10 protein-coding genes are annotated in these 11,524 nt (G+C 73.7%); 2 read left to right on the forward strand and 8 right to left on the reverse strand.

The annotated features are described in order from the left end of the window. Positions 1 to 65 precede the first annotated feature (65 nt). Positions 66 to 1,259 carry a cytochrome P450 family protein gene (locus OTB20_RS10705; protein ID WP_267816738.1) on the forward strand — a complete coding sequence of 398 codons (1,194 nt, stop codon included), beginning with the start codon at positions 66 to 68 and terminating at the stop codon, positions 1,257 to 1,259. 25 nt (positions 1,260 to 1,284) lie between these two features. Here OTB20_RS10705 and OTB20_RS10710 read toward each other — a convergent pair whose 3' ends face one another. Continuing rightward, positions 1,285 to 1,860 carry a YdeI/OmpD-associated family protein gene (locus tag OTB20_RS10710; protein WP_267816740.1) on the reverse strand — a complete coding sequence of 192 codons (576 nt, stop codon included), beginning with the start codon at positions 1,858 to 1,860 and terminating at the stop codon, positions 1,285 to 1,287. A 120-nt stretch (positions 1,861 to 1,980) separates the two neighbouring features. Between OTB20_RS10710 and OTB20_RS10715 the strand changes: the two genes are divergently transcribed. Then, entirely contained in the window at positions 1,981 to 2,331 is a 351-nt protein-coding gene (locus OTB20_RS10715; RefSeq protein ID WP_267757651.1) for a hypothetical protein, read from the forward strand. Positions 2,332 to 2,426: 95 nt separating this feature from the next. Here the strand turns inward: OTB20_RS10715 and OTB20_RS10720 are convergent, their stop codons facing one another. The 7 genes from OTB20_RS10720 to OTB20_RS10750 form a co-directional block, all read right to left on the reverse strand. Then, positions 2,427 to 2,612 carry a DUF6381 family protein gene (locus tag OTB20_RS10720; RefSeq protein ID WP_420716368.1) on the reverse strand — a complete coding sequence of 62 codons (186 nt, stop codon included), beginning with the start codon at positions 2,610 to 2,612 and terminating at the stop codon, positions 2,427 to 2,429. A 98-nt stretch (positions 2,613 to 2,710) separates the two neighbouring features. Next, complete coding sequence (locus tag OTB20_RS10725; protein ID WP_267816742.1) at positions 2,711 to 3,274, reverse strand: HPP family protein; 564 nt, start codon at positions 3,272 to 3,274, stop codon at positions 2,711 to 2,713. 287 nt (positions 3,275 to 3,561) lie between these two features. After that, complete coding sequence (locus OTB20_RS10730) at positions 3,562 to 4,362, reverse strand: NPP1 family protein (RefSeq protein ID WP_420716369.1); 801 nt, start codon at positions 4,360 to 4,362, stop codon at positions 3,562 to 3,564. Between the two features lie 115 nt (positions 4,363 to 4,477). After that, a complete protein-coding gene (locus OTB20_RS10735) occupies positions 4,478 to 5,734 on the reverse strand; it encodes a serine hydrolase domain-containing protein (RefSeq protein ID WP_267817113.1) in 1,257 nt (418 codons plus the stop codon). Positions 5,735 to 5,832: 98 nt separating this feature from the next. Further along, positions 5,833 to 6,681: a C40 family peptidase gene (locus tag OTB20_RS10740; RefSeq protein WP_267816744.1), complete on the reverse strand. Its 849-nt coding sequence runs from the start codon at positions 6,679 to 6,681 to the stop codon at positions 5,833 to 5,835. Between the two features lie 231 nt (positions 6,682 to 6,912). Then, the gene (locus OTB20_RS10745) at positions 6,913 to 10,866 is read right to left on the reverse strand and encodes a helix-turn-helix domain-containing protein (protein WP_267816746.1); all 3,954 of its coding nucleotides are present in this window, start codon (positions 10,864 to 10,866) and stop codon (positions 6,913 to 6,915) included. Between the two features lie 205 nt (positions 10,867 to 11,071). Continuing rightward, positions 11,072 to 11,443: a hypothetical protein gene (locus OTB20_RS10750; RefSeq protein ID WP_267757643.1), complete on the reverse strand. Its 372-nt coding sequence runs from the start codon at positions 11,441 to 11,443 to the stop codon at positions 11,072 to 11,074. Positions 11,444 to 11,524: the final 81 nt, after the last annotated feature.

Consider the following 11,524-nt stretch of genomic DNA (forward strand, 5'->3'; position numbering starts at 1 on the left):
GGTGTTGCCCCGGTGTGTCCGGAAACCGCCCCCACCGGCCTCAACTGCACGAGTACCGTGGTCCGATGCCAGTAGTGGACATCAGTGCCAGCGCCGAAGACTTCAAGGCCGACCCGTACGCGTTCTACGCGAGACTGCGCGAGGCGGGACCCGTCCACCAGGTCGTCTTCTCGGCCGACGAGGCCGAGCCGAGCTGGATGGTGGTCGGCCACGAGGAGGCGCGGCGCGCGCTCAACCACCCGGCCCTGTCCAAGGACTGGCGCACCTCGGGCAAGTTCCCGGACGCCCTGGACAACGCGGTGAACTCCAACATGCTGGAATCCGACCCGCCGCACCACACCCGGCTGCGGCGGCTGGTCGCACGGGAGTTCACCGCACGCCGGATGGAAGGCATGCGGGCGCGCGTCCAGCAGATCACCGACGAGCTGCTCGACGCCATGGCCGCCGGTCCGGAGCGCGGCGGCGACCTGATCGAGACGCTGGCGTTCCCGCTCCCGATGACCGTGATCTGCGAACTGCTCGGAGTCCCCGATCTGGACCGGGACAGGTTCCGGTACTGGTCCAACGAGATCGTCGCCCCGGCCCCCGGCGCCTCCAACGAGAAGGCGCACCGGGAGCTCGGCCTCTACCTGGCCGAGCTCATCGAGGCCAAGGCCGGGGATCCGGGCGAGGACCTGCTCAGCGCCCTGATCCGGACCCGCGACGAGGGCGGCGACTCGCTGTCCCACGACGAGGTCATCGGGATGGCCTTCCTGCTGCTGGTCGCGGGCCACGAGACCACCGTCAACCTCATCTCCAACGGCGTCCGGGCCCTGCTCGCACACCCGGAGCAACTCGCCTCCCTGCGCGGGGACTTCGAGGGACTCCTCGACGGCGCGGTGGAGGAGATGCTCCGCTACGACGGCCCCGTCCAGCACTCCACGTACCGCTACGCCCGCGAGTCCCTGGAGCTGGGCGGCACCGTCATCCCGGCCGGCGTGAGCGTACTGGTCTCCCTGGCCGGCGCCGACCGCGACCCGGCCCGCTTCGCGGACCCCGACGGGTTCGACATCGGGCGGGCCCCGCAGGGCCACCTGGCCTTCGGACACGGGCTGCACTTCTGCATCGGCGCCCCGCTGGCGCGCATGGAGGGCCGCATCGCGATCCGCTCCCTGCTCGAACGCTTCCCCGGCCTGGCCGAAGACCCGGCGGCCGGTCCGCCGCTCTGGCTGACGGGCGGCCTGATGCGCGGCGTGACCCGGCTCCCGCTCCGCTGGTAGCGCGGGGGCCCGGGGCACGTCCGTGTCAGTCGCCGGAGCCCTGCGCCAGGAGGCGCAGGGCCTTGTCCAGGCGGGCCCGGCGGAGCTCCGGGGTGAGGGCCTGGAGGAGGGGCAGGGCGACGAGGTAGCGCCCGGTCCGGTCCAGGGCCTCGAAGGCCGCCCGGGCCGCCGGGCTCCGCGCCAGCGCCGCCTCGAGGTCGGGCGGCACCTCCGCCGTCCGCTGGGAGGCGTAGGCCCCGCCCCAGCGACCGTCCTCCTGCGCCTTGCGCACCTCGGCGAGGCCCGGTTCCCGCATGCGGCCCAGTGCCGTCAGCTCGGCCACCTTGTCGACATTGACCTGGGACCACAGGCTCCGGGGCCTGCGCGGCACGTACTTCTGCAGGTAGTGCCGCTCGTCCAGGGACCGGCGCTGCCCGGAGATCCAGCCGTAGCACAGCCCGATGTCGACCAGCTCGTCCGCGGAGACCGAAGCGATCCCGGAGGCCTTCTTCGCCATCCTGACCCACACGCCCTCGTGCCGGCCGTGGTGCCCGGCCAGCCATTCCTCGAAGGCCCCGCCATCCGCGAACGCGATGACCTGCACGCCGTCCAGCTCGTCCATGCCGGCCAGATTAGTGCCCGCGGCCCCCGGAGCGGAGAGGGCGCCCGGCTGCGGGATAATGATCGACGGTGCGGGCCCGGTTCGCGCCGGACACCGCAGCGACCCGAGATGGAGCCCCCGATGGACGTACGCCACTTCGAGCGGATCACCGCTTTCATCGAGGCGCGGCTCACCCCGCTCTTCGCCGAGGAGACGGGCAGCGAGAACGGCTTCGGGATGGACGACACCTCCCGCGCCCTGCGCGCCCTGCGCAACGCGGCACTGGAGGCCTCGGTGGCCAAGGGCCTCATCGAGCAGCGGGCGACGGCCGAACCGGCGGTCCGCCGGGTCATCGACCAGGCGGTGGAGCACCACTGGGACGTGCTGCGCGGCATCGCCCGGCAGTGGGAGGACCACGCCGACTTCGTCCGCGAGTTCAAGCGCCACGCGTGGGAGCTCGACGAGGCCCCCGCGGCGGCCGTGGCCCCGTAGCTGCGGAGCCCGTGGCCGCGGCGGCCGGTCCTGGGGCGTGTCTTGACGCCCTATCGCAGGACGCCCTATCGCAGGACGCCCTATCGCAGGACGCTCTACCGCAGGTCCATGCCCGGGTCGTCGATGACGCGCTCCTGCTCGCTCTGCTCGCGCAGGCGGCGCGCCTTGTCCCGCAGCCGCCGGCTCTCGTGGGGGTCGGTCGACCGGGTGGCGGCATCGTCGAGTTCCTGCGCCTTGTCGCGCAGCTGCCGGGACCGGCCGAGGGATTCGCCTGCACTCATGATCACTCCAGGGCGCTGTGGGGGGACGCCGGGCGGCTACAGCGAACCAGTAGTACGCCCGGAGCGCATCTCGAACCTCGGCCCGCGACGTCGTACGGTCACCACCAGTAGGCGGGGTACCTCGGTGCCTCGCGGCGCACGCGGGAGGCCGCGTACCCGGTCAGGACGATCAGGACGGTCGATCCGAACAGCAACGGGACGAACCGTGCCGCCACCGGGGCCTGGAGCACGACCACGACGGCGGTGGCGCAGGCGGGTGAATGCGGGGTGCGCGCGGCCATGACCAGAGCCAGCGTGACACCGGCGGCCACGGCGGCCGCCCAGGCGGTACTGCCGGCCAGGGCCAGCACGCCGTAGCCGACGGCGGCCCCCACCAGATGGCCTATGACCACCCCGCGCGGCTGCGCCAGGGGCAGTGCGGGGGCGCTGTGCACGAGGGCGGCGCTCGCGGCCAGCGGGGGTATGAGGATCGGCTCGTGGATCATGGCGCCGATCGCCACGAGCCACAGCAGGACCGCCGTGGCGGCGCCGATGCTGTGGATCGCGGCGGCGGTCGTGGGCCGGGCCGGGGCCCGGCCGCTGATCGCGCGGCGGCGCAGTGGTCGGGAGGCGGCGTTCCCGGGGGATTCGGGGGGCGACGCGGGGTGCAGCGCGGTACTCATCGAGGCAGGTTTCCGGGCAGGGCGGCCGTCGGCCGGGCAGGGGCGGGACGGGGGCGGTCGAGGCGGCGCCACGGCGGTGTGACGTGCCTGCGCGGTGCGGCCGCTCCGTGTGGAGCAGCCGGTCCGCGCGGTGCGGGCGTGCCGTGATCGACAGCCGTCCGGCCTCACGCCTCCCCGGGTGGCGGGGCGGCGCATTCCCGACATGACACTATCCGGCACCCTTCCGGTGCCCGCCCGCGGGCTGCCTCCGGGTCTGCCTGCCGGTCCGCCTCAGGGGCCGGTGGCCGTCACGCGTTGGGGTCGAAGGGGATCCCGGCCGGTTTGGCCTTGGCCAGGTGGCCGTTGAACTGCCCGTCCTTGATTCCGAGCAGGGCGCTGCCGAAATCGGCCTGGCTCAGCTTGTCGCGCAGCCCGGCGGGGTAGCCGTTCCAGCCGACCAGCGTGGGGTACTGCCAGGTCCCCTTGTGGTTCTCCGGCGGCTCGTCGTTGGAGTTCGCGGCGCGGAAGCAGTGCGTGCCGATGCCGTCCTTGTGGTAGACGATCTTCGGGTGGGTGCCGTCGAACCGGATCTGCGCGCTGGAGTGGATCTTGAAGTTCCCGTGCTCCGAGGTGGAGACGTAGGCGACCTGGTTGTTCTGGATCCACACCACGACGTGCTCCCAGTCGTGCCGGTGCCCGGCGCTGCCGGGGCCCAGCGAGACCTGGTCCTTCTCGAAGTAGAGCGCGTACATGACGGCGCACCAGCCGTTGTTGCACTTCGCGCGGGAGTAGCCGTTGGTGTTGTTCAGGTCGGAGAGGTCGCGACAGTTGCCGTTGACGTCGCCGCCCATCTTCAGGCCCGGCGCGATGGTGCCGTCGGGGCCTATGGCGGGGCTGGAGTAGCAGCCGTCGCGGTCGTAGTCGAAGGCCGGCTGGAAGGTCTGCTCCTGGCCGTCCGCGTTGGCGGGCAGGGCCTGGGGCGGCGCCGCGTACGCGATCGCCGGGGCGGCGAGGACCAGCGCGGCGGCCCCCGCCGTGACGGCGAGCATCCTGCGGGCCCGTCGGCCCGCCCCCTGGTGGGAACGCTTCACGGGCGGTGCGTCGGCCATCGTGTCCTCCTCATCGGTCGCACGGGCAACACCCGTGCGGGAATGCGGAGTTCAGCTTCCCCGGCTCCCGCCCCCAAGCCAAGGGGCGGGAGCCTCCCGTGTCCGGGACTCGCCGTCAGCCGTTCTCGGGGAGGTCCGCCTCCGCCGCGGCCGGAGCGAACGCGAAGCCGCGCGCGGTGGCCGGGCCGGCCGCGGGAGCCTTACCGCAGAAGGCGGCCTCCAGCGTGCCGCCGAGGGCGGTGTTGGCCTGGCCGCGGTTGGAGGTGTTCGCCATGGCGGAGAGGGCGCGGCTGCCGTCGCGGGTGGTGAAGGCGTAGGTGTAGAAGCCCTGGACCGTGCCCGTGTGCCCGTAGACCTGCGTACCGCACGAGAGGTCGTAGCGGCGCAGGCCCAGCCCGTAGAACCGGGTGTTGGTGGTATCGGTCGGGGTCACGCTGAGCATGGCGTCCAGAGTGCCCGGACGCAGCAGCTTCCCGCCGAGCAGGGAGGACATGAAGGTGCTGAGGTCGGCCGCGCTGGAGATCATCGCGCCCGCGGACTGCGCCCAGGAGACGGTCTGTTCGGTGGAGTCCACCAGCGGGGCGCCGGCCTCGTCCGGGTGGAGGTAGCCGTTGGCGTGCAGCCCCTTGATGGCGGTGCCGGGGTGGACGTAGGAGGTGTTCCTCAGCTTGAGGGGCTTGATGATGCGCCGCTCGTACTCCTTGGCCACCGGCCTTCCGGTGACCTTCTCGATCAGCATCCCCACCACGACGAAGTTGGTGTTCGAGTACTTGTACGCCACCCCGGGCTCGGTGGTCCTCGGCTCGGCGAGCGAGAGCCCGACGAGCTCCTGGTAGGTGAACACCTTGTTCCGGACGGCCTCGAAGCCGGGCACCGTGTGCTCGAACATCACGTTCGTGTAGTCCGCCAGGCCGCTGCGGTGGGTGAGCAGGTGGCGCACCGTGATCCGGTCGTCGGGCAGCAGCCCCGGAAGCAGGGCGTTGACCGGCTCGTCCAGCTTGATCCGGCCCTCGTCGACCAGTTGGAGCAGGACGACCGAGGAGAACGTCTTGGTGACACTGCCGATGCGGAAGCGGGCCCGCGGGTCCATCGCCGCGCCCGTAACCCGGTCCCGTACGCCTTCCACCCGGCTGCGGACCCCGTCCGGACCCGTGAAGCGGGCCATCGCCCCGGGCGCCCCGGCCGCCGTCGTATTGCGCAACGCCTGCGTCAGCGCGTCCAGATCGGGCGCGACGGCCGACTGGGCCGCGCTCTGGGCGGCGGAGCCGGGCACGGTCGCCGCGTGGGCGGCGGCGCTGGGCAGCGTAGCGCCGGCCACGACGGCGAGCAGGGCGGCGCCGACGGCCAGGCGCCGTCCGCGGGGGAGCGGCAGGAAGGTGGCAGGGGACGGGGACGGACGCACGTTTCTCCTCGATTTGGCCTGGTCGGCCGACTTGGGGGGTTGCGGACTGTTCCCGACTTTACGGATGATCAACGACAGGTAGGCACGTTTTCCAGCCAAGCCGCCCCCCGGACGTAAATGTTCGTCATCCACGCCTGGTAGTCCGGAAGGTAGGACCAGGCGTCATTGGTGTAGCCGTCCGAGGTCACCGGCTCCGCGTGCTTCTGGCATTCGACGCGGACCGTCGTCGGCCCGGGGAAGGCGTAGACGCGCGCGGCCGCCGCCGACGGCCGGTCCTTGGTCCAGACGCCGGCGCCCCAGGTCTGGAACACGTGCCCGGTGACCGGGCCGGTGTCCACGCGGACCGCCCCGTGGTAGCCGTTCGACAGCCGCGCTTCGGTCACCTCACTGACCATCAGCCTGGTACCCGACTGCCGGGCCTCCGCCATCCTGCCCGCCCCGAGGTAGAGGGCGATGTGGTGCAGGTCCCGGGGGGTCCCCCACACGAGCAGGTCGCCCGGCAGCAGCGGCGCGAGCCCCTGGGCGGCGGTGAAACGCGCGGCCGCGCGGTGCGTGTAGTACTGCGCACTGGCCACCCCGTCGAGCGGATCCGAGCCGGTGGCCTGCGCGTAGGCGTGGCGGACGAAGCCCGAGCAGTCGAAGCCGAGCCGTTCGGGATCGTGCTCGCTCGCCGGATCTGAGGGGTCCACCTGCCCGTACGTGGCCCCGGGCCCCGGGCCGTGCCCGCCGCCCCAGGTGTACCAGACCCCCTTTCCCACCTGCTCGCAGGCGGCGGCTACGGCACGCTCGGCCGCCGCCGAGGCACCGGGGGCCCACACCCGGCAACCGCTGTCGGCGGACACAGGGGTGGCGGGGGTCCAGAGGAGTACGGTCAGGAGCGCGAGGAGCGTTCCGATGAGACCTGTTCGGCGCAGCACGGAGGGAGACCTCGTTTCACACGGCACGGTGGTGGTGAAGCACGGCCGTCCGCCCGGCACTTGGCCGCCGGCGCCGCACCCGTGACCAGCCTGTCGACCGTCGCGGACCCCCGTCGAGAACCGCGCACGGCACCACCCGAACGGGCAACGGGAAACCCCCGGGGAAACCCCGGACGGCTTAGAACGCGACTCCCGGATCAGGCCGGCCCCCGGCGCCCCGGGCCGACGGGGTCAGCAGGCGCGCGGCGCCCGTACCGGCAGGCCGGGTACCAGGGTGTGGCGCTCCCGCGGTTCGAGGTGGTCGGTCATCCGGCAGATGTCCGCCAGCCGGGCTCCGGGATCCGGGTTCCACAGCCGTACCGTGCCGTCGTTGCTGCTGCTCGCGAGGGTCCGGCCGTCGGGGGAGAAGACGACCCCCCAGACGGCGTTGGTGTGGCCCGACAGGGCGGCGCGGAGCCGGTGTCCGGGTACGTCCCACAGGCGCACCGTACGGTCGTTGCCGCTGCTGGCGAGGGTCCGGCCGTCGGGGGAGAAGGCGATGCCCCGCGCCGAGCCCGTGTGCCCGGTCAGTACCGCGGTGACGCGCCGTTGCTCCGTGTCCCACAGGCGTACGGTGCCGTCGTTGCCGCTGCTCGCGAGGGTCCGGCCGTCCGGGCCGAAGGCGACGGCCCGTACCGCTCCCGCGTGACCGCTGAGCGCGGCGAGCGGACGCCGTCCGGCCACGTCCCACAGCCGGACGGTCAGGTCGTCCCCGGCGCTGGCCAGGGTCCGCCCGTCGGGGCTGAAGGCGACGTCGTTGGCGAAGTCGGTGTGCCCGATGAGGGTGGCGAGGGGGCCGCGCGTGGCGGTGTCCCACAGGCGTACGGTGCCGTCGGCGCCGGCCGAGGCCAGCGTGCGGCCGCCGGGAGCGAAGGCCACCGCGAACACGGTCCCGGTGTGCCCGTTGAGGGTGGCGAGGGGACTGCGCGTGGTGGTGTCCCACAGGCGTACGGTGCCGTCGGCGCCGGCCGAGGCCAGCGTGCGGCCGCCGGGGGCGAAGGCCACCGAGAACACCGTCCCGCCGTGCCCCGTGAAAGTGGCCAGAACCCGCCGCCCGGCCACGTCCCACACCAGCACCGTGTGATCGGCGTCGGCCGTGGCCAGCAGTTTCCCGTCGGGGCTGTACGCGGCGTGCCACACCTCGGTGAACGGGCGCGCCGTCAGCACCGGCCCCCGCAGGTCCCAGAACACGACGGTCTGGTCGAACGCGGCGGTGGCCAGCAGCGCGCCCGCCGGATCCACGGCGACGGCGAGCACGTAGTCGGTGTGGCCGGCGAGCGTCGCCGTGAGGCGGCCGCCCCGGACGTCCCACAGCCGGGTGGTGCCGTCGCCGCCCCCGCTGACCACGGTCGTGCCGTCCGGCGTGTAGGCCACGGAGTTGACGTCGTCGCTGTGCCCGGACAGGACCGCGGTCGCCCGACGTCCGGCGACGTCCCACAGCCGCACCGTACGGTCGACCCCGCCGGTCGCGACCGTACGGCCGTCCGGGGCGAAGGCCGCGCCCAGCACTTCGCCCGCATGCCCTTCCAGGACGGCGGCCGGCTCCGCCCGCAGGGTGTCCCACAGCCGTACGGTGCCGTCGGCGCCGGCCGATACGAGGCTCCGGCCGTCCGGGGCGTACGCCAGGGTGTTGACCCGTGCGGTGTGCCCGGTCAGGACGGCTCGCTCCCGGTGTTCCCCGGCCGGGTCCCACAGCCGGATGGTCCCGTCGGCGGAGGCGACGGCGAGGGTGGCCCCGTCGGGGGCGAACGCCACCGCGCGGGCGCCCGCCGTACCCGGAGGCAGCACCGACACGGTGCCGCCGCCGGCGCCGACGGACCAGAGGCGGACCGGTCCGTCGGTGGAACCGGCCGCCAGGGTCCGTCCGTCGGGGCCGAAGGCGACGGTACGCACCCGGCCGGGCGCGGTGAAGGCCGCGACCGTGCTCCGGTCGGCCACCCGCCGCACCAGCACCTTCCCGTCGGAGCCGGCGGTGGCCAGCAGCCGGCCGTCCGGTGCGAAGGCCACCGCGTTGACCGGCCCGCCGTGCCCGCCGAGCCGGGCCTGGAAGGGCTGGGACTGGGTGCTGAGCAGGGCGCCGCGCGCCTCGGGCGTCGCTTCGGCGCGGTAGGCCTCCTCGGCGAGCAGCATGGAGGCCTCGGGCTGTCCGGCCGCCAGCGCTACGGACCGGGCGGCCAGCGCCTGGGAACGGGCGGTCCGCTCCTGGCCGAGCGCCCCCGCGCGCTGCTGGTAGGCCACCCCGCCGGCGGTCAGCGCCAGCAGGAGGAGGACGACGAGGGTGGCCAGCATCCGCTGGTGCAGGCGGACCCGGAGCCGGTCCTGACCGCGCCGGGCCTCCTCCGCGGCCCGGCTCGCGTCGAGGAAGGCCAACTCCCGCGGGCCCAGGCGGCTGCGGCCGTCCAGCTCGTCGGCCCAGGCGCGGGCGGTGGCGAGGCGGCTGCCGCGGTACAGGACGGAAGGGTCGCGGGCCTCGCCCACCCATTCGTCGGCGGCCTGGGCCAGTTGCTGGTGGACGAGCAGCCCGGCCCGGTCGGCTTGGATCCAGCCGCGCAGCCGGGGCCAGGCGTGCAGCAGGGCCTCGTGGGTGATCTCGACGGTCTCGCTGTCCGTGCTGATCAGCCGTGCCCGGACGAAGGCGTCGAGGGAGGCGGCGGCCCGTGCGGTGTCGGCCTGCCCCTCCAGCAGGGCGGCCCGGCTCATCCGGCGCCTCGTCGGCCCCGCACCGTCGGCGACGTGCACCAGCCGTACGAGGAGCCGCCGGACCATCCGCTGCTCGGCCGGGTACAGACGGGCGAAGACCTGCTCGGCGCTGCGCGCGACCGCGCCCTGGATGCCGCCGGCGTAGGAGTATCCCGCGACGGTGAGCGTGGAGCCCTCGCGCCGCTGCCAGGTGGCCATCAGGGCGTGGGACATCAGCGGCAGGGCACTGGAGGGGGCCTCCCCCGGCCAGGTATCCGGACCCGCCCCGTCCGGACCCGCGCCGTCCCGTCCACCACCGTCATGTCCGCCGCAGTCCGGCCCGCTGCCGTCCGCACCGCCGCTGCCGTCCCGGCCGACGCCGGCGTCTCGCAGCAGCAGCGGGACCAGCCCCGGCTCCAGGACCAGCCCGGCGAGCTCCGCCGGGCGTGTGATCGATTCCCGCAGCTCCGCCACGGACATCGGGGGCAGGACGAACAGCCCGTCGCTGAATACGGCGGCCAGTTCGGGCAGGTCCAGGCACTCCCCGGAGAAGTCGGCCCGCACACCGAGCACGACGACGGCGGGGTCGTACCCGGCCGGCGCGGCCGGGGAGGCGGCCACTGCGCGGAGCACCCGTACGAAGGCGCGGCGCTCCTCCTCGTCGGCGCAGAGGGTGAACAGTTCCTCGAACTGGTCCACCAGCAACACCGGCCGTACGGTCGGCTGCTGCCGCCCGTACGACCCGGAGGAGGGGCCCGAGCGGTGTGTCAGCCGGTGTACGGATTCGAGCAGCAGTTCCGGACGGGCGCCCAACTGTGCCGGGGTGACGCCGAGATCACCCGCCACCGTCCTGGCGGTGGCTTCGAGCAGTTCCCGCAGCGGGTGCGCGGTGGGGGTGAGCCTGACGACCGGCCAGCCGTCCGCCCCCGCCACCGGGAAGCCGCCGCGCCGTAGGGCCGGTACCAGACCCGCACTGAGCAGCGAGGACTTGCCCGCACCCGATCGGGCGACGAGGAGCAGCGGCCCGTGCCCGAGCCGGTCGTGGACCCGCTCGACGAGGGCGGCCGTCGCACGCTCCCGGCCGAAGAACCACTGCGCGTCCTGCGGGGTGAACGCCGACAGGCCGCGGTAGGGGCACGCGCCGTCCGACTGCGGACCACGCGGGCGGGGCGGACCGGCGGGCTCGGAGCGGGATCCGGCCGAGGGCTCGGACTCCTCGCCGTCCGGTACCAGCCTCAGGAGCTCGCCCTCCGCGCCGAGGACCCGGTCGCAGCTGCGGGCGACTTCGGCGGTGACCGGCTTCACGCCGGTCTCGATCTTGCTGAGGTAGCCCTTGCTGTAGTGCGTCTGGCGGGCGAGGTCGGCGAGCGACAGGCCGCGCTCGACGCGCATCCTTCTCAACTGGGCGGGAAAGGCCGCAGCCGAGGTCCCGCTCGCGCGGTCCGGATCCCCCAAGACGTCCCCCATGGCAATGTGCGCCCAGGCTGTGAGAAGCAGGTGCCCAGGCTATCGCGGGGGTCGGAGGGCCGACCGGCCATTCGTGCGGTGTGGCGTGAAACGACGGCGTTCCGGAGCCGACCCGGCGACCGGCTCCGGAACGCCGTTACGAATGACGAACGAGTGAACTGATGGACGGATGAACGAGTGAACCGGCGGACCGGTCCGCGCGCCGCTACCGGTTGAGCGTGATCGAGTTGATCGGTCCGAGGTCGGCGTAGACCCCGGTGCCCTGGGCGATGGAGTTGCCGCAGTTGGCCCCGTTGGAGCCGGTGCACAGGCGGGCGGTGGCGCCGCTGTGCTGGTTGTTGAGGACCCAGTGGTTGCCGTACTGGTTGCTCAGGTTGTGGGCCCCGTAGCTGTAGAAGACCTGGCTCGGGCTGACGGCGGGGTTCTGGTTCTGCGGGTAGATGCAGACCGCCCCGTCCGGGCACCCGGCCCACGTGTCGGCCGGCTGCGCGCCGGACGCTCCGGCGGCTCCGCTCAGTGCGACGACGGCGGCCGCGGCGGTGGCGAACGCGGCGGCGCCGCGGATCATCTTGCGCATGGTGTCCCCTTGGGTCTTGCTCCGTGCTGACACCTCGAGCCTGTCCCCGGCGGGCACCCGGGTCGACGGGTTTCCCGTCGC

Source organism: Streptomyces sp. H27-H1 (assembly GCF_026627445.1).
Classification (GTDB): Bacteria; Actinomycetota; Actinomycetes; order Streptomycetales; family Streptomycetaceae; genus Streptomyces.

Bases quoted from the DNA above. Each gene is read 5' to 3' on its own strand.
- OTB20_RS10750 (WP_267757643.1), bottom strand. From the start codon at position 11,443: ATGCGCAAGATGATCCGCGGCGCCGCCGCGTTCGCCACCGCCGCGGCC.
- OTB20_RS10705 (WP_267816738.1), top strand. From the start codon at position 66: ATGCCAGTAGTGGACATCAGTGCCAGCGCCGAAGACTTCAAGGCCGAC.
- OTB20_RS10710 (WP_267816740.1), bottom strand. From the start codon at position 1,860: ATGGACGAGCTGGACGGCGTGCAGGTCATCGCGTTCGCGGATGGCGGG.
- OTB20_RS10715 (WP_267757651.1), top strand. From the start codon at position 1,981: ATGGACGTACGCCACTTCGAGCGGATCACCGCTTTCATCGAGGCGCGG.
- OTB20_RS10745 (WP_267816746.1), bottom strand. From the start codon at position 10,866: ATGGGGGACGTCTTGGGGGATCCGGACCGCGCGAGCGGGACCTCGGCT.
- OTB20_RS10720 (WP_420716368.1), bottom strand. From the start codon at position 2,612: ATGAGTGCAGGCGAATCCCTCGGCCGGTCCCGGCAGCTGCGCGACAAG.
- OTB20_RS10725 (WP_267816742.1), bottom strand. From the start codon at position 3,274: ATGAGTACCGCGCTGCACCCCGCGTCGCCCCCCGAATCCCCCGGGAAC.
- OTB20_RS10730 (WP_420716369.1), bottom strand. From the start codon at position 4,362: ATGGCCGACGCACCGCCCGTGAAGCGTTCCCACCAGGGGGCGGGCCGA.